Annotated in this window: 13 protein-coding genes; 9 read left to right on the forward strand and 4 right to left on the reverse strand. The window is 46.0% G+C overall.

The genetic code is table 11. The features are described 5' to 3' along the window. Window positions 1-18: 18 nt before the first annotated feature. The 4 genes from argS to PSM36_RS00770 all read right to left on the reverse strand — a co-directional run bounded on the left by argS (window position 19) and on the right by PSM36_RS00770 (window position 7,015). On the reverse strand, window positions 19-1,812 hold the full coding sequence (gene argS, locus PSM36_RS00755; RefSeq protein ID WP_076928362.1) for an arginine--tRNA ligase: 1,794 nt from the start codon (window positions 1,810-1,812) through the stop codon (window positions 19-21). Between the two features lie 333 nt (window positions 1,813-2,145). Continuing rightward, window positions 2,146-2,916, reverse strand: a complete 771-nt coding sequence (locus PSM36_RS00760; RefSeq protein WP_076928363.1) for a tRNA threonylcarbamoyladenosine dehydratase — start codon at window positions 2,914-2,916, stop codon at window positions 2,146-2,148. A 75-nt stretch (window positions 2,917-2,991) separates the two neighbouring features. Then, window positions 2,992-4,893, reverse strand: a complete 1,902-nt coding sequence (locus tag PSM36_RS00765) for an ABC-F family ATP-binding cassette domain-containing protein (RefSeq protein ID WP_076928364.1) — start codon at window positions 4,891-4,893, stop codon at window positions 2,992-2,994. 67 nt (window positions 4,894-4,960) lie between these two features. Then, window positions 4,961-7,015 carry a ComEA family DNA-binding protein gene (locus tag PSM36_RS00770; RefSeq protein WP_076928365.1) on the reverse strand — a complete coding sequence of 685 codons (2,055 nt, stop codon included), beginning with the start codon at window positions 7,013-7,015 and terminating at the stop codon, window positions 4,961-4,963. A 408-nt stretch (window positions 7,016-7,423) separates the two neighbouring features. Between PSM36_RS00770 and PSM36_RS00775 the strand changes: the two genes are divergently transcribed. From PSM36_RS00775 to PSM36_RS00815, 9 genes are all read left to right on the forward strand, one after another. Then, window positions 7,424-8,095: a TorF family putative porin gene (locus tag PSM36_RS00775; protein WP_076928366.1), complete on the forward strand. Its 672-nt coding sequence runs from the start codon at window positions 7,424-7,426 to the stop codon at window positions 8,093-8,095. A 46-nt stretch (window positions 8,096-8,141) separates the two neighbouring features. Continuing rightward, window positions 8,142-8,501 carry a P-II family nitrogen regulator gene (locus tag PSM36_RS00780; RefSeq protein WP_019540010.1) on the forward strand — a complete coding sequence of 120 codons (360 nt, stop codon included), beginning with the start codon at window positions 8,142-8,144 and terminating at the stop codon, window positions 8,499-8,501. A 44-nt stretch (window positions 8,502-8,545) separates the two neighbouring features. Then, window positions 8,546-9,877: an ammonium transporter gene (locus PSM36_RS00785; RefSeq protein ID WP_394333041.1), complete on the forward strand. Its 1,332-nt coding sequence runs from the start codon at window positions 8,546-8,548 to the stop codon at window positions 9,875-9,877. A 183-nt stretch (window positions 9,878-10,060) separates the two neighbouring features. Further along, window positions 10,061-11,449, forward strand: coding sequence for an MltF family protein (locus PSM36_RS00790; protein ID WP_076928367.1), 1,389 nt, complete (start codon window positions 10,061-10,063; stop codon window positions 11,447-11,449). A 77-nt stretch (window positions 11,450-11,526) separates the two neighbouring features. Continuing rightward, window positions 11,527-12,657, forward strand: coding sequence for a GNAT family N-acetyltransferase (locus PSM36_RS00795; RefSeq protein WP_076928368.1), 1,131 nt, complete (start codon window positions 11,527-11,529; stop codon window positions 12,655-12,657). Between the two features lie 89 nt (window positions 12,658-12,746). Further along, the gene (locus tag PSM36_RS00800) at window positions 12,747-14,615 is read left to right on the forward strand and encodes a DNA topoisomerase IV subunit B (protein WP_076928369.1); all 1,869 of its coding nucleotides are present in this window, start codon (window positions 12,747-12,749) and stop codon (window positions 14,613-14,615) included. A 110-nt stretch (window positions 14,616-14,725) separates the two neighbouring features. Then, window positions 14,726-15,205, forward strand: coding sequence for a pantetheine-phosphate adenylyltransferase (coaD, locus tag PSM36_RS00805; protein WP_019540005.1), 480 nt, complete (start codon window positions 14,726-14,728; stop codon window positions 15,203-15,205). A gap of 84 nt (window positions 15,206-15,289) precedes the next feature. Continuing rightward, window positions 15,290-16,912 (forward strand): S41 family peptidase, encoded by a 1,623-nt coding sequence (locus tag PSM36_RS00810; RefSeq protein ID WP_076928370.1) that lies wholly within the window; start codon window positions 15,290-15,292, stop codon window positions 16,910-16,912. Between the two features lie 4 nt (window positions 16,913-16,916). Next, on the forward strand, window positions 16,917-17,789 hold the full coding sequence (locus PSM36_RS00815) for a polyphosphate kinase 2 family protein (RefSeq protein WP_076928371.1): 873 nt from the start codon (window positions 16,917-16,919) through the stop codon (window positions 17,787-17,789). The last annotated feature ends 47 nt before the right edge of the window (window positions 17,790-17,836 follow it).

The following is a 17,836-nucleotide window of genomic DNA, read 5'->3' on the forward strand; positions in this document are numbered from 1 at the left end:
TCAATTCTTCAGTTAGTATTACATCCGTTCGGGTACATCTATGCCAAATAATTTCATTCCTTTTTTGATGGTCAGGGCTATATTTTTTGACAATAACAACCGGAAATCACGTAATGAGCTGTTCTCTTCACGAAGGATGGAGAAATCGTGGTAGAACTGGTTGAACTCTTTTGCCAGTTCGTACACATAGTTCCCGATGAGAGAGACATTGTATTCGGTGCCTGCCTGTTTCACCACCGCATCGAATTCCGCGAGTAACTGTACCAGCCCTTCTTCTTTCCCGGAAAGGGTGAGGGTGTTCTCCAGTCTTTCAGGAATAGTGATGCCCTGTTCACTGGCTTTGCGCAGGACGGATTGTATACGTGCGTGCGTGTATTGAATGAATGGCCCTGTGTTCCCGTTAAAATCGATCGATTCTTTCGGATTAAAGGTCATGTTTTTCTTCGGGTCTACTTTCAGTATAAAGTATTTGAGGGCGCCCATACCTACCATCTCTGCGATTTTATCCGCTTCTTCGGTAGATATACCATCCAGTTTACCCAATTCTTTCGATGTCTCACGGGCAGTTTCCACCATTTCGGTCATCAGGTCGTCGGCATCGACCACTGTCCCTTCACGCGATTTCATTTTTCCTTCGGGTAGTTCCACCATGCCGTAAGAGAAGTGTACGAGTCCTTTGCCAAACTCAAATCCAAGCATGTCGAGAAGAATGGAAAGTACCTGGAAATGATAGTTCTGTTCATTCCCCACCACATAGATCATGGTGTCGATGGGATAGTCGTCAAACCGTAATTTGGCTGTACCGATATCCTGCGTCATATAGACCGATGTCCCGTCGGCACGTAGTAGCAGCTTGTGATCCAGCCCGTAGGGAGTTAGGTCGGCCCATACCGATCCATCTTCTTTCCGGTAGAAAAGTCCTTGATTCAGACCTCGCAGTACCTCTTCTTTTCCGGCAAGATAGGTCTCCGATTCATAATAGATTTTATCGAATGATACTCCCATTCGGTGGTAGGTCTCGTCAAATCCTGCATATACCCACTCGTTCATCCGCTTCCACAGGTTGACGGTCTCTTCGTCCCCGGCTTCCCATTTGCGTAACATTTCGCGGGCTTCCGCCATCAGTTGCGACTGTTCCTCGGCATCCTCTTTCGACATGCCTTTTTCCTGTAATGAACCCAATTCCTCTTTATATTTTTTATCGAACAACACATAATAGTCGCCGATCAGGTGATCCCCCTTTTTACCGGAAGATTCGGGCGTTTCGCCGTTGCCCCACTTCTGCCAGGCCAGCATCGATTTGCAGATATGGATACCCCGGTCGTTCACGATATTGGTTTTTACCACCCGTTTTCCGTTAGCTGCCAATACTTCGCACAACGAATGTCCCAGGAGGTTGTTTCGCACATGCCCCAGGTGCAATGGTTTATTGGTGTTGGGGGAAGAGTACTCTATCATATAGAGTGGTGCATCATCCGCTACAGGTGTGAAACCGTAATCAGGTTCTCCGTCGATCTGTTCCAATAACCGGAGCCAGGCTTCTGCCGTAATTTCCAGATTCAGAAATCCTTTGATTACATTGAATCCGGAGACGATATCTGCGTTTTCCGTTAACCAGGAACCTATTTCCTGTGCCGTCTCTTCCGGTTTCTTCCGGGAGATTTTTAGCAAAGGGAAGGTGACGAGCGTGTAGTGCCCTTTAAACTCTTTCTTTGTTTTTTGAAGCGTGATTTGCGACGTTTCCACGTCTTCGTGATAAAGTTCTTTTATTGCGCGGATAATGACATCCTGAAGATTATTCTCGATATGCATATCTTGATATTGCTGTTTTAGAGACACAAAAGTAGTAAAAAATAATGGAAAACCGTTGCTTCTATCTGCCTGTAAACTCCATTGATAGGTACTTCAATTTCTCATCCATATTTTTTAGATTATTGATTAAGGAATATTTTCAATATTTCGGAAATAATAATTAATTCCGCCACTGGATTTATACACAATATCAATCGTATGAAATCTTATTTGTGTTGTAATCATTCTTATGTCGGAGCTTAATGCATGGCAAGTCTCCTTTTTTATGAAAAGAAAAGATGAGGTAGCGAAGCAGGTTGCGGATAGGATCATTCAATCCATTGCCATCGAAAGTTAAAGGAATGGTGATTGGTTACCGGAATTCCCGTTCTTCATGATATCCTGAATTACCAGGCCTGAGAGGGTGAAGCCGAAGACGGCGGTCACCTGCACCATGGTGCCGTTGGTCTGCGCTTTACGGAAACTGCCTTTCTCATCGGCATCGGGCAGGGCTTCTGTGCCTATGTTGGAGAGTCGTTCCTCGCTGTAGACACACAAGATCGGTTTTTGTAGTTTTGCTCCTTTCCGCAGGCGGTCACGTAATGCCGATGCCAGCTTGCATCCACGTACTTTCCAGAACTCCGCTACCCTGATTTGTTGCGGATCTATCTTGAGTGCTGCACCCATAGAGGAGAAGACAGTGGCTCCGCTTTCCGATGCTGCGGTGAGCAGATGCGTCTTGTGTGCGAGTGAGTCGATAGCGTCGATCACATAATCATACTGTTCCAATTGAAATGAAGAGGATGAGCCGGCACTGTAAATTTCCGGGATTGCATTGATAGTGGCGAAGGGGTTGATTTCCTGTAGCCGCTTTTTAAGTACCTCCACTTTCAACTGTCCAATTGTTTGGGTAGTAGCAGGTAGTTGACGATTGCTGTTGGCAACGGCCACTTTATCTGAGTCGACAATAGTAAGGTGCATTATTCCGCTCCGGATCAATCCTTCGGCACACCAACTGCCTACACCGCCCACCCCGAAAAGTATTACTTTTTTTGTGGCGAGCGACTGCATTGCTTCCCTGCCGATCAGCAGTTCTGTACGGGCAAATAGTTCGTTGTACTCCATTTTTGTTTTCAAATCGCGCACAAAAGTAATAATGAAACAATATAGCGTTATCTCAAAGGTGAAAAACTATCGGTATTATTGATCGCGATCGCTGAGTTCGAGCCAGCGCATTGTTTTCTCATCAATAAGATCGATCAGTTCGGACAGGCGGTTCGATTTGGCCATCAGTTTTTCTGTGGACAGGTTTCCGGAGGAGAGTTCGTTGGTGATACGTTCTTTTTCCGCTTCCATTTGTTCTATCTCCTGTTCGAGTGATTCGAACTCCTGTTTTTCCTTAAACGAAAGTTTTTTCTTCTCTTCAGGCCTTTTCCGGTGGGGTGGCGTTTCCGGTACTGAAGTGGAGGTTTTGGGGCCGCCGCCAGCCGTTTTTTCCTCTTTTGCTGTTTTTTTCTCTTCTGCCACTTTCCATTCCCGGTATTGCGTATAGTTCCCCGGAAAGTCCTGAATCTGTGCGTTGCCATGGAATACCAGCAGGTGATCTACCACCTTATCCATAAAATAGCGGTCATGCGACACTACGATAAGGCATCCCTTGAAGCCTGCAAGATACTCTTCTAATATATTCAGCGTAAGAATGTCAAGGTCATTGGTCGGCTCGTCCAGTACTAAAAAATTGGGATTTTTGATCAGTACCGTACAGAGGTAGAGTCGTCGTTTTTCACCCCCGCTGAGTTTATATACATAATTATGTTGTTTCTCGGGCGGGAAGAGGAAGTGTTGCAGGAATTGGGAGGCGGTCAGGCGGTGGCCGTCACCCAGGTCGATCACTTCGGCAATAGCCTGTACCACATCGATCACTTTTGTCTGTTCGTCGAATTGCAATCCATCCTGGCTGTAATAGCCGAAATTGACCGTTTCGCCGATATCAAAACCGCCGCTGTCGGGTTCTTCCACTCCCAGCAGCATCTTCACAAATGTGGATTTTCCTGTACCGTTATTTCCCACGACACCCATCTTTTCATAACGGGTGAAGATATAGTTGAATTTTTCGGTAATCCTGACGTTGCCGAACCGCTTGCTGACCTCTTTTGCCTCGAAGATCTTTTTCCCGATATAGCTGCCCTTTGCGGCCAGGCGGATATTTTGCCCATCCTTTTTCTGCTGGGCTTTCTCTTCGAGCGAATAAAATGCATCGATACGCGATTTGGCTTTGGTGCCCCTGGCCTGTGGTTGCCGCCGCATCCAGTCCAACTCTTTCCTCAGCAGATTCCTGGCCTTTTCGGTTTCGGCATTTTGTGCCATGACCCGCTCATCCCGTTTTTCTAAATAGTAGGAATAGTTACCTTTATAAGAAAAAACCTGTTTGTTATCAATCTCCAATATCTGGTTGCAGACCCGGTCGAGGAAATAGCGGTCGTGTGTGACCATCAGCAGGCTGATATTGTTGCGCGTGAGATGCTCTTCCAGCCACTCCACCATCTCAAGGTCGAGGTGGTTGGTCGGCTCATCCATGATCAGCAGTTCCGGTTCACTGATCAGCACATTGGCCAGCGCCACCCGTTTCACTTGTCCGCCCGAGAGTTCCCCTATCTTCTGTTGAAAATCGGTAATCTTTAATTGCGTCAGTATCTGTTTGATGCGCTGCTCGTAATCCCAGGCGTTATGCAGGTCCATCCCGGCAAGCAAATGGTCTAATCCCTCCTGGTTTCCGGAGGAGATCACCTCTTCATAGCGGGCGATCAGCTTCACTGTCTCATTGTCGGTGCTGAAGCAGGTCTCTAATACCGTCTTTTCAGGATCGAAAGCCGGCGACTGTTCCAGGTAGGCCAGCCGGATATCGTTGCGGAATACCACCCTCCCATCGTCGTACGGTTCTTTTCCGGCAAGGATATTCAACAGGGTGGTCTTACCCGATCCGTTGGGGGCGATCAAACCAATCTTATCCCCTTCGGCAATGCCGAAAGAAATGTCGTTGAATAATACTAAGTCACCGAAACTTTTGGTCAGCCGGTCAATTTGAAGAAGGGGTGTGGGCATGCTTCGTCTGTTTTTTGCGTACAAATGTACAAACTATTTCGTTAAGTCAAATGAACAGGGCCAACCCCTAAAACACCCATCTTAAATAACTAAAAAGATCGGAACGGCGTTTTCCGTCGATCAGTTCGGTGCCGCTGCCAATGGTGTCGCGGTTGAAGTAACGGGTATGTCCGAATTTCACGGAGAAAGAGAGGTTATCCGTGATCGCGTATTTTGCGGAGAATGCCAGTCGGCAACCCTTCCCGTAAAACGAGGGCATATAAAAGCTGTTCAGCAGGTTCCGTTCGTGGGAATAGAGCCGTGCCTCATAGGTGTCGGCGTTGAACCATGCCAGGTAGGCATCTCCGGTTAGCGAGCCTTTTCCCCGGTAACCGATATTTTGCGAGAGCATAAATCCGTTTTCGGCCGGGAAATGCTTCTCCTTGTAATGCGCCATGTCAGCGGTAGTGCGGAAATTCCACCCGCTCCGCAGATCGCGGGAGTACCTGAGACGGAATTTATGGGTGGCGTAGGGGAGAACCGACCGGCTTTTCTCATCCGGCCAGGCGGTATTCTTCTCCTTTTGTTTGTACTTGTATCGCCCTTCCAGAAACGACTGACGCGAGAAAGTGTAGGTTCCCAGAAGGTAAAGATCGACTGCATTCGATGGCGTATCTATATTATATTTCAGCCATGGGAAGCGGACAAAATCGGCATAGGCGGTTACCGAGAATTTGGGGAAAGGACGGAATTCAGTGCCGATATACAATCCTCGCTCGTTTTGCACGTCGCTCCCTTCCGAGAATGCCTGTGCATAAAAGGCATTGTAAGAAATAGGATAGTGCCTGTGTAACAGTGAAAACGACAGGTTGCCGGAGAAGCGGTATTGCAGGGTATTCAATGTAGCGACCGCTCCATTCCTGGCAAAGGATGTCTCACCCGCGAATATCAAGCCGGGGAGTTGATAGGAGTAATCGATGCTCGCGTTGAAGTTGGAAAAATCTCTCAGAGAGTAAAAGTTGTAATCCCGGAGTGTGGGATTGTACATCCTGTTATATTGGTAATATATACCGCTGATACCTATCTGCAAGCGGTCTTTTCGGAAGTTGATGTTGCCTCCCGCCACCTGCTCCCGCGTATTCCTCTTCTTCCCGATTTCAAGCGGGGTGCGATGCAGGCCGTCTACCTTGAACGAGGTGATATGGCCGTCGTCCGACAGGTTGGCGTCGATCTTTTTATTGGAATAAAAGCCGGTGATGGCGAAATTCCTGAATTCCGCCACCGCGGCAGTTCCCCTAAAAAAACCGTCTTCGGCGGTGGAAAAGTGGCGTTTGGGTTGTAAGGTCCGCCGGGCAATATTGCCGGTGCTCCATGACTTGCTGATCATGAAATCGTTGTTCAGCACCAGCCCTTGGCCGAAAGAGAGCCGGTAATCCCCTAACACGACCGTTTTCAACCAACCTATATCGTTTATAATCAGGTGAAAGCCGTAATGGTCATATCCTTTCGGATAGTCCGGTTTGAAAAAAGGCTCTCCCGCGTCTTTTTCGGCTGTAATCCCCATCTGCACCTTGTTCCGGTAACGGAAAGAATAACGGAGGGAGGCGTAAAAATCTTCCCCGCGGTATTTACGGTTGGGATACCGTTCAAGGATGCTGTCCGGAAACTCACCGTAGCCGGCTCGCTGTGTCAGCGTTTTGTCAAAACGGGACTGGAGTTCGTGACGGCCGTTTTTCAGGATATCGGACACCTGTGGGCGGGCTGCTTTATCTTCCGTTTCACCTACATAAAAAAAGGGTAGGATCATCTCTACGGTCTTGATATCAAGAAGTGGTACGTTCCTCAATTCGAACAAGGTATATATGGGACGGTTTTTTTCTAAAAAACGGAAGATGGCGTCGGCATCTTCCATGGAAAGCAATGGGAAATTTTCCAATTGCTCACGGGTGGCCGTGTTCAGGTTTATGGGATTGTTTTCCAGTTGCAACAATTCTTCATACATGTTTTCAATGGCAGCTTCATTCATTTCCTCCTCGGCCAGTTGTTCCACGAGTTTACGCCAATCCCCGGGCTGCTGTGCCTGTGTTATGCCTGTGGAAACGAGAGCCAAGGTTAAGAGAAGGGTCAAGAGGCAGGGTTTCATCAGACTTGATTTTTGATTGTAACATATTAATCTTATTTTCAATATTTTACTTCTCAATTCAATGGTTCACTCTCAATGACACACTCATTGTCATCGCTCTCATGTCCTATTCCCTGCAAAAATAACGATCTTTTTCCTTATTTCCTAAACATTTGATTATGAATTGATAAATTATCTTTTTGATGATAATATCCTTTTGTTTTTGTACTAATAGCTATATTTTTTGATATATTTTAGTCAAAATGTTTTATTTTTATTTGTTTTATAATCTTTTTGATTATCTTTGCGCTTTAATATTGTCAAAAAGATTTTATTTCCTCGTATTTGATTTCAAAAAGATTGTTTGTTTTAGGTTTTGGTTACTTATAGATTAAAGATTGAAGGTTATTCATTTAAAAAGCAAAAAAGATGAAAAAGGTAAAATTATTTTTTGTGCTGATTGCAGTCTTAGGAACTGCAAATGGGGTCAAAGGGCAGGAGGTGGCTGTCTCGGCAGGGGCCGATATTGTAAGTTCGTATATCTGGCGTGGCCAGTATTGTGGTCCGGCCGCGGTACAACCGGGTATTTCACTTTCGGCAGGCAATTTTTCAATTGGGGCATGGGGATCGACCAGTTTCGAAAGTAGCTGGAGGGAGTTTGACCTGTATGCCGGTTACTCCATTGGCAATTTTTCGGTATTGGTGACCGATTATTTCTTTCCCCGGAATCTTCCGGACGGTGAAGGCAGCGGTTATTTTGATTATTCGGAGCATGTTTTTGAAGCCACATTGGGTTACTCATTCGGAGAATCTTTTCCCCTTTCATTAGCATGGAATACCAATTTTGCGGGGGATGATGATTATTCCAGCTATTTCGAAGCATCCTACTCCCTTCCGGTCGGGAGTGTCAATGTGGATTTGATATTGGGTGCAACTCCCTGGGAAGGCGCTTATTCAGATGGGTTCGCATTGATCAATGCGTCGATAAAAGCAAGCAAAGAGATAACCATCACCGATTCATTTTCACTTCCGGTTTTTACCCAGGCAATTCTGAATCCTGATACGAAGGATGTCTTCCTGGTCTTCGGTATGAGTTTTTGATAAAATCTATTCTTTACACTAAATATATTAATTATAACAAACATTTATGAAGAAAATTGAAGCAATTATCCGCAAGTCAAAGTTCGACGAGGTTCGGGCTGCCTTGCATGAGGCTGACATAGACTTCCTTTCATGGTGGGGAGTAAAAGGTCAGGGAACAGCAAAACAGGGTCTTATTTTCCGGGGGATCGCTTACGATGTCAATGCCATCGAGCGTATTTATCTCTCTTTCGTGGTCAGGGAAGTAAATGTGCAAAAATCGATCGACGCTATTTTACGATCCGCTTATACGGGTGAAAGTGGAGACGGCCGGATTTTCGTGTCAACCATTGAGCAATCCATCCGGATCCGTACAGGTGACCGTGGCGATGAGTCATTGTATGACAAAGAGCAAAAGGATGCTTAAAACTCCCAAAAGATAGAATGATTAAAAAATAACTTTTACAGATTATGAAGCATAAAATAATAAAATATATAATGATGTTTTGCGCATTATTTGCCATACCTGCTATTGCTTTTGCACAGGACGATGCGGTACCTGTCCTGAACAGCGGTGATACTGCCTGGATTATAGTAGCCACTATTCTTGTAATGATGATGACCATTCCCGGGCTGGCCCTGTTCTACGGAGGTCTGGTACGCCGGAAGAATGTATTGAGTGTATTGATGCAGTGTCTTATTCTGACCGCTGTAATCATTATAGAGTGGGTAGCGATTGGTTATAGCCTGGCCTTTACTTCGCTGGAGGGAGGTTTGAATGCTGTTGTGGGTGGTTTCGATAAAATATTCCTGCAAGGCGTAGGGATCAATGACCTGCTTGACGGTTATGCTATTCCTGAACTTTTGTTTGTGTCGTTTCAGGGAATGTTTGCCGTTATTACGCCTGCATTGATCATCGGTGCATTTGCCGAACGTATCAAATTCAGCGGCTTCCTGCTGTTCTCCGTGTTATGGGCGCTGGTGGTTTACAATCCGCTGGCCCACTGGGTCTGGGGCGGCGGCTGGATAGGTGAAATGGGTGCCATCGATTTTGCAGGAGGGACTGTGGTGCATATCAATGCAGGAATATCAGCATTGGTGATGGCTGTCCTGCTCGGTAAAAGGAAGGGATGGAATGTAAAAGGAGCCGCCCCCATCACTCCGCATAATGTGCCGTTCGTGGTGGTCGGTACGGCTTTGCTGTGGTTGGGATGGCTGGGATTTAACGGCGGAAGCGGCCTGGCAGCAGACGGCTTGTCTGCAAGTGCTTTACTGGTTACCAACATAGCCGCGGCAGCTGCGGCGCTGACTTGGACTGCGCTCGACTGGGTTATCAACAAAAAACCGACTGTGGTTGGTTTTTGTACGGGCGTTATTGCCGGTCTGGTTGCCATTACACCTGCTGCGGGCTCTTCCGGCGTATTGGGGGCTTTTGTTATCGGGTTGGTAGCCGGTTTGGTTTGCTTCTTTATGGTAGCGTATGTGAAGCCAAAATTGGGTTATGATGATTCATTGGACGCCTTCGGGGTGCATGGTGTCGGCGGTGTCGTCGGTTCACTTCTCATCGGGATTTTTGCCACACAGGCGATTACCGGCGAAGGAGGAGCGCAAGGAGCACTCTACGGCGATTGGAATCAGTTGTGGATACAGGTCGTGGCAACTGTTGCCACTATTGCATTCAGTGCGATTATGACATGGATATTATTCAAGATTGTGGATAGTATAGTGGGTATCAGGGCGAGTGCGGAAAGTGAATCTGTCGGACTCGATATCTCCGAACACGGTGAAATAGCGTATGAATAAAACCACCCGTCATTTGATCTTTCTTAATTTCGGGACAAGCTGCCTCTACAAGGGCGGCTTGTTTTTTCTCTCGGCTTTCACTAAATTTCCATAATATAGGATGCGCCTCGGAAAAACCTAAGCAAGCTTGGCTTTTCTCCCGGCTTTCACTATATTTGCCCCGGTTTTTAACTTAAACAGGATATGAGCAAAGCTCTATTGTTTTTACTGTTTCCCGTTATCCTGTGCCTGTCATGCGGAAACTGGGGCAGACAGGAGAGGACGTACGATTTTCCTCAGATTGTAGAGTCGGATACATTACGCATACTGACTCTGAATACATCCACTTCCTATTTCATATACCGGGATCAACCCATGGGATACCATTACGATATGATTCGTGATTTCTGCAAGCATCATGGGTTAGTCCCGGAGATTATTGTGGCCGGGAATACAGGAGCTATGGTAGAGATGCTACAAAACAAGGAAGCTGATGTAATTGCTTACAGTATACCGGTCACCAATGCTTTGAAAGATTCAATACTATATTGCGGACTCCGGCAAATTTCACATCAGGTGTTGGTACAACGTGCGGGACAGGGCGATACTCTGTTGACGGATGTGACCGGTTTGATCGGTAAGCAGGTGACAGTGATCGATAAGTCGAAATACCTGGACAGGATAAATAACCTTAATGACGAACTGGGAGGAGGTATTCTGATCGATAGGGTAGACAGTGACACTATTGTTGTGGAAGATCTGATCCGGATGGTTTCGCGGGGAGAGATCGCCTATACAGTGGCTGACGATGACCTGGCTATGCTCAACCATACCTATTTCGGAAACCTGAATGTGGATCTTCCGGTCAGCTTCGACCAGCGCTCTTCGTGGGTGGTAAGAAAAGATACTCCTCTACTTGCTGATTCGCTGGACAGCTGGATGAAGAGCCGCTCTTCCGGGACTGCTTTTCTACGGATCATCAAACGCTATTTTGAAGAAACAAAAGGATATTCCGTCTTCTTAAGACCCTCTTTCCGGGAGATTTCCGGCCATGGGGTTATTTCCCCTTTTGATTCCTATTTCAAACGATATGGGAAAGAGTCGGGAATCGACTGGCGGCTGCTTGCTTCGGTTTCCTATCAGGAGTCCAGATTCGAGACGGAAGGACAATCATGGGCGGGTGCTACAGGGTTGATGGGATTAATGCCGGCTACTGCCGCTTCATTGGGTGCAGAAGGAGAGCAACTTTTTGATCCTGAGAAAAACATAAGTGCAGGTACGGAATACCTGAAAAATCTGCTTCACATTTTCCGTTTTATAAATAACCCTGATGAGAGAATAAAAATGGCTTTAGCTGCTTATAACGGAGGCCTCGGCCATGTATTCGATGCATTGGCACTGACAGAAAAATATGGTGGTGATAAAGAGGTATGGGACAGTAACGTGGAGAGATATTTGCAGTTGAAACGCCTGGAGCAGTACTACCGGGATCCGGTTTGTAAAAATGGGTATTTCAGGGCAGATGAAACAATCAAATATGTACGCGATGTGATAGACAGATGGGAGATATACAAGGAGAAGGTGAAAGAATGAAAATCCTGTTGATCATTCAATAAAAAAATCACTATCTTTGCCATCGGTGTGAAAATCATATTTACAGAAAATAAAACATGTCAGTCATAATCAATAAAGTCAGAACGAAAGATGATTTGAAAAAATTCATCCAATTCGGTATCGATCTCTATGAAGGGAATGAGTATTTTGTCCCTCCGTTGATCTACGATGAGAGAGCCACACTCAACTGGAGTAAAAATCCGGCATTCGATCATTGTGATGCAAACTATTTCCTGGCATATCGCGACGATAAGATCGTGGGTAGGATTGGTGTCATCATCAACCATAAAGCGAATGAGAAATGGAACGAACGGAATGCCCGATTCGGTTTTGTGGATTTTATTGATGATAGTGAAGTGGTAGATGCCCTTTTCGGTGCGGCTGAGAGTTGGGCCCGGTCGAGGGGGATGGACAAGATACACGGGCCGCTCGGCTTTACCGACCTCGACCATGAAGGGATGCTGGTAGAGGGATTTGACCAGATAGGTACCCTCTCCACCATATACAACTATCCCTACTACGTAAACCATATGGAGCGTATGGGATATATAAAGGATCAGGATTGGGTGGAATTTCTCATTACCATTCCCAAGGAGATGCCGGAGCGGTTCCTGCGCGCCTCGGAGATCGTAAAAAAACGTTTCGGGCTCGATGTGAAGCATCTCGAGAGTAAGAAGGATGTTTTGCCCTACGCGAGGGATATCTTTAAGTTGATCAACCGTGCCTATAAAGATCTTTATGGATATGTGGAGTTGACCGACCGGCAGATTGATTATTACGTCGATATGTATATCCCGATGCTTCGTTTGGAATTCCTCACATTGGTGATTCGCCAGGAAGACAATAAACTGGTAGGGGTGGGCATAGGCCTTCCCAGTATTGCCAAGGCATTACAAAAAGCCAGAGGCCGATTTGTGCCTACCGGCTGGTATCACCTCTACAAAGCGTTAAAAGGAAAAGATACCAACGTGCTCGACTTGTTAATGGTGGCGGTAGATCCCGAATATCAGGGTAAAGGGCTGAATGCGTTAATGTTCAACGAGTTTATCCCGGCAGCCAACCGATTGGGATTTGAATATGCCGAGAGTAACCCCGAACTGGAAATAAACAGTAAAGTGCATTCCATGTGGAATAGTCTGGAAACAAAGCAACACAAAAGGCGGAGAGCATTTATAAAAAATTTATAAAGGACTATTTTATAAGCCAAATGAGCAGAGTCAAGTTTGCTTGAGCTATACCATGGCGGAAAATAGTCTGATTTTAATGAAATAGAATAGTGAACGAAACGGAAAAAGACATACAAATAGCCGATAATAATTATAGGGAAGAGAATATTGTCACCTTAGAGTGGCAAGAACATATCCGCCGGCGGCCCGGAATGTATATCGGGAAGCTGGGCGACGGATCTTCGTATGACGATGGTATCTATGTCCTTCTGAAAGAGGTGTTGGACAATGCCATTGACGAATTTATGATGGGATACGGTAAGACCATCGAGGTGACTATTGAAAATGGAAGTGTGGCTGTTCGTGACCACGGGCGTGGTGTACCACTCGGTAAGGTGAAGGATGTCTGTTCCAAAATGAATACCGGCGCTAAATATGATTCCAAGGCATTTAAAAAGTCTGTGGGATTGAATGGTGTGGGTATTAAAGCTGTGAATGCGCTCTCTTCTTCTTTTGCAATGGAATGTTTCCGGGAGGGGCAAATGAAGGCGGTGGAGTTTGTGCAGGGTGTGCTCTCGAATGACAGGGAGATTGTGCCGACCACAAGTCCAAACGGAACTTATGTGAGTTTTACCCCTGACGTGGAAATATTTGGAGAGTATCATTACCGCGACGAACATATTGAGCCGTTACTGAAGAATTATGTCTTTTTGAATATCGGCCTGACCATTGTTTTCAACGATAAAAAATTCAGCTCGAAAAACGGGTTGGAAGATTTGCTGAACGAAAACCTTACCTCCGAAGAACTTTACCCGATTATCCATCTTTTCGGTGAAGATATAGAGGTGGCAATTACCCATACCAACCAGTACGGTGAAGAGTATTATTCGTTTGTCAACGGACAGCATACTACTCAGGGGGGAACCCATCTTGCTGCTTTCCGGGAGGCGACCGCACGTGTGATCAAAGAGTTCTATAACCGTAACTTTGAGTACTCTGATATCCGTAACGGTATGGTGGCAGCCATCAGTATCAAGGTGGAAGAGCCGGTGTTCGAGTCGCAGACAAAGACGAAACTCGGCTCCAAGGAGATGACACCCAATGGTATCTCAGTGAGCAAACATATTAACGACTTCCTCAAAAAAGAACTGGATAATTATCTGCATAAGAATGCTGATACTGTAGAGGTACTACAGAAAAAGATACTTGATTCGGAGAAAGAGCGTAAAGCCATAGCAGGTGTGACCAAACTGGCTCGCGAGCGGGCGAAAAAAGCCAATCTGCACAATAAGAAACTGAGAGATTGCCGTATCCATTACAACGATGCCAAAGGGGATGACAGGGATAAGACTTGCATCTTCATTACTGAGGGGGACTCAGCCAGCGGCTCCATCACTAAAAGCCGTGATCCCAACCTGCAGGCGGTATTCAGCCTAAGGGGAAAACCCCTGAACTGCTTCGGGTTGACAAAGAAGATCGTGTATGAGAATGAGGAATTCAACCTCCTGCAAGCGGCTCTCAATATTGAGGAAAATATGGACGGCTTGCGGTACAATAAAGTGATCATTGCTACCGATGCCGATACCGACGGGATGCATATCCGCCTGCTGCTGCTTACCTTCTTCCTGCAGTTCTTCCCCGACCTGATCAAAAAGGGGCATGTCTATATTTTGCAAACACCTCTTTTCAGGGTGCGTAACAAAAAGAAAACTCTTTATTGTTATACGGAGGAAGAGCGCCTCAGTGCTATTGAAGAGCTGGGACCCAACCCCGAAATAACCCGATTCAAAGGGCTGGGTGAAATATCGCCCGACGAATTCCGTAACTTTATCGGTGAGGATATCCGACTGGATAGGGTAACCATGCGTAAAGAAGACCTTCTGAAAGAATTGCTCGAATTCTATATGGGCAAAAATACTCCTGAACGCCAATCTTTTATTATTGAAAATCTGGTTGTTGAAGAAGATGAGGTCGCTTGATTAAGGTGGAAAGGTGGTTAGGTGATTGGTTGATTTGTAATTAGTAATTAGTAATTGGTAATTAATCAATTTCCACATCCCACATCTCAAATCCCACATCCCCAATAAATATGTCTCAGATGGATGTTGCTAAATATAGAATCGCCTTGTTTCCCGGTACGTTCGACCCTTTCACCATAGGTCATGAGTCGCTCGTAAGAAGGGGATTATCGCTGGTAGATGAAATTGTGATCGCCATAGGGATTAATGAAGCGAAAAAGTCATTTTTCCCCCTGGATCAACGACTCAGGATGATCCGTGGATTATACGAAAACGAACCGCGGGTAAGGGTGGAGAGTTACGACTCCCTCACCATAGAATTTGCACAAAAGGTGGGTGCACAATATATTTTACGGGGTATCAGGTCGGTAATAGATTTCGAATATGAAAAAACGATAGCCGACATGAACCGAACTATTTCGGGAATTGAGACGTTTGTACTATTTACGGAACCTGCCTTGACCCATGTCAGTTCATCCCATGTAAGGGAATTGCTGCGTTACGGGTACGATGTGAGTGGCTTTATCCCGGAAGGGATGGAGTTATTTTAATGGACTATTTCGTTAAATGAAAACAAGGATAGAGATTGTCTGATGAATCGAATTAAAAGAATAAAACCTCTCAAAAAAATAAAAATGCTAAAAAGAATAATACCGATTGTTTTAGGTACACTGTTTTTAACCGGATGTGTTTATGCCCAATTCAGACCGTCACCCGAAGGTGTCAAGTTAGAGAGAACCCTCCAACTTATTCAGGGGCTGTATGTGGACGATGTGGATGCCTCAGGGCTGACCGAAGCGGCCATACGCGGCATGTTGAAAGAACTGGATCCGCATTCCACCTATCTCAATAAGGAGGAGGTGAAGGCCATGAATGAGCCTTTACAGGGGAACTTTGATGGGATTGGTATATCGTTCAATATGCTGACCGATACGCTCTATGTAATGGAGGTTATCTCCGGTGGCCCGTCGCAGAAGGTCGGTATTATGCCGGGAGATAAGATCATTTATGTGAATGATACGCTTATTGCCGGGGTGAAGAAGAATAACCAGGATGTCGTGTCTATGCTTCGGGGCCCTAAAGGGACTGAAGTGAATGTAAAAGTGCTCCGCAGAGGTGTGCCGGAATTGATGCCTTTCCGGATTGTCCGGGATAGGATCCCTATCACCAGTATCGATGCTTCCTATATGGTGGCCGATGATATAGGGTATATCCGTCTGAGTCGCTTCGGCATCACTTCGGGTGATGAGTTCCGGCAGGCAGAGCAGGAGTTGAGGGCGCAGGGTATGGACCACCTCATCCTGGATCTGACTGATAATGGAGGGGGGATACTCCAGACAGCCAATGATATAGTGGATGAATTTTTGGGAGACGGCAAACTGATTGTCTATACCGAAGGAAAGAATCAGCCGCGCTATACAATGAATGCCACGGGTGATGATGAACTGAAAGGGGGAAAGCTGGTGATATTGGTCAATGAGGCCTCGGCATCCGCAAGTGAGATCCTGGCCGGCGCCATTCAGGATTGGGACAGAGGTGTGATAGTCGGGAGAAGGACGTTTGGAAAAGGATTGGTACAACGCCAGTTACCACTTCCCGACGGGACCATGATCCGGTTGACCGTGGCCAGGTATTACACGCCGACCGGCAGAAGCATCCAGAAACCGTACGAGAATGGAGACCAGGATGCATATAATATGGATTTTGTGAATCGTTACAATCACGGTGAACTGTTCCAGGCCGACAGTATCCATTTCCCCGATTCCCTCAAGTACACGACATTGGTGAATAAACGCACGGTATATGGCGGAGGTGGTATTATGCCCGATTATTTTGTACCGATCGATACGACGGCCGGCACTGTGCTGCACGGCAGATTAAACGGATTGGGTGTGATCAACAAGGTCGCTATAGCGGAAGTGGACAACCATCGCCGGGAGTTACTACAGAAATATCCTGATATAAATAAGTTTAAAGCAGAATATATGATAACGGAAGGTGTGATTCCAAAATTGATGAAACTAGCTTCCGAAGAGAATATCGAGTGGGATGAAGAACAATTCGCCTCTTCCCGCCCGTTGATTTTTAAGCAATTAAAAGCATTGATGGCCAGGGATCTATATGACTCTTCCGCATTTTTCAGGATCATCAATGAAGAAAACGATATCTTTATGGAAGGGATGAAGATTATTTCCGACGATAACCGGTATCAGGGATTACTAGAAGGAGTAGGGAGCAATGTAGGACAAAACAGGTAGGGGTATGAACTTCGATTACAGTAAATTGCGGGTGCAGGAGGGCGCGAAAGTCAGCCTGAAAGATTTTCCTACCTGTGAAGACGGAGGATATACCAAGAAAACGGCCAAAGAGGAAATCAAGCAGAACATCAAGGAGTTGAAGACATTCCAGGAGATGTTCTATGCCGACGACCGGTATTCACTGCTGATCATTCTGCAGGCACGGGATGCTGCCGGAAAAGACGGTGTAATCCGTCATGTGATGTCGGGTATTAATCCACAGGGCTGCCGGGTACATAGTTTTAAAACCCCTACCAAGAATGAGCTGGAACACGACTATTTTTGGCGCCACTATATTGCGTTACCCCAGCGTGGGATGATAGAGATCTTCAATCGTTCGCATTATGAGAATGTGCTGGCGACGAAAGTCAATCCGCAGTGGATACTTAATGAACGTATTCCCGGTTATGGTTCGGTGGAGAATATCGATCAACAGTTCTGGGATGCCCGATACGAGGATATTAATGCGATTGAGCAACATCTTCACCGGAATGGGATGTGTATCCTTAAATTTTTCCTGAATATATCCAAAGAGGAGCAAAAAGAGCGGTTTATCTCCCGTATTGACGAGCCGGATAAGAACTGGAAATTCAGTTCGGCTGATTTGCAGGCCCGTGAGCAGTGGGATGATTACGAAAAAGCATTTGAGGAGATGCTGGAGAAGACCTCGAAGCCCTATGCACCATGGTATGTGATTCCTGCCGATAAGAAATTCTTTGCACGTGTGGCGGTGGGTGATATCATCCTTGAGCTGTTCAGGTCACTCGACCTGCGTTACCCGCCTGCAGAATCGCCCGAGATGCTGCAAAAAGCACGTGAAATTTTAATGAAGCAATAATTTTACCTGTATGCTATTTAAGTGCGGTTGATTGAATGCAGGCCGAT

Origin of the sequence: Proteiniphilum saccharofermentans (assembly GCF_900095135.1) — a bacterium.
Lineage (GTDB): Bacteria > Bacteroidota > Bacteroidia > Bacteroidales > Dysgonomonadaceae > Proteiniphilum > Proteiniphilum saccharofermentans.

Excerpts from the sequence above, each read along its gene's own strand:
- PSM36_RS00815 (WP_076928371.1), top strand. The coding sequence starts at position 16,917 with ATGAACTTCGATTACAGTAAATTGCGGGTGCAGGAGGGCGCGAAAGTC.
- coaD (WP_019540005.1), top strand. The coding sequence starts at position 14,726 with ATGTCTCAGATGGATGTTGCTAAATATAGAATCGCCTTGTTTCCCGGT.
- PSM36_RS00760 (WP_076928363.1), bottom strand. The coding sequence starts at position 2,916 with ATGGAGTACAACGAACTATTTGCCCGTACAGAACTGCTGATCGGCAGG.
- PSM36_RS00790 (WP_076928367.1), top strand. The coding sequence starts at position 10,061 with ATGAGCAAAGCTCTATTGTTTTTACTGTTTCCCGTTATCCTGTGCCTG.
- PSM36_RS00795 (WP_076928368.1), top strand. The coding sequence starts at position 11,527 with ATGTCAGTCATAATCAATAAAGTCAGAACGAAAGATGATTTGAAAAAA.
- PSM36_RS00770 (WP_076928365.1), bottom strand. The coding sequence starts at position 7,015 with ATGAAACCCTGCCTCTTGACCCTTCTCTTAACCTTGGCTCTCGTTTCC.
- PSM36_RS00765 (WP_076928364.1), bottom strand. The coding sequence starts at position 4,893 with ATGCCCACACCCCTTCTTCAAATTGACCGGCTGACCAAAAGTTTCGGT.
- PSM36_RS00780 (WP_019540010.1), top strand. The coding sequence starts at position 8,142 with ATGAAGAAAATTGAAGCAATTATCCGCAAGTCAAAGTTCGACGAGGTT.
- PSM36_RS00810 (WP_076928370.1), top strand. The coding sequence starts at position 15,290 with ATGCTAAAAAGAATAATACCGATTGTTTTAGGTACACTGTTTTTAACC.
- PSM36_RS00785 (WP_394333041.1), top strand. The coding sequence starts at position 8,546 with ATGAAGCATAAAATAATAAAATATATAATGATGTTTTGCGCATTATTT.
- PSM36_RS00775 (WP_076928366.1), top strand. The coding sequence starts at position 7,424 with ATGAAAAAGGTAAAATTATTTTTTGTGCTGATTGCAGTCTTAGGAACT.
- argS (WP_076928362.1), bottom strand. The coding sequence starts at position 1,812 with ATGCATATCGAGAATAATCTTCAGGATGTCATTATCCGCGCAATAAAA.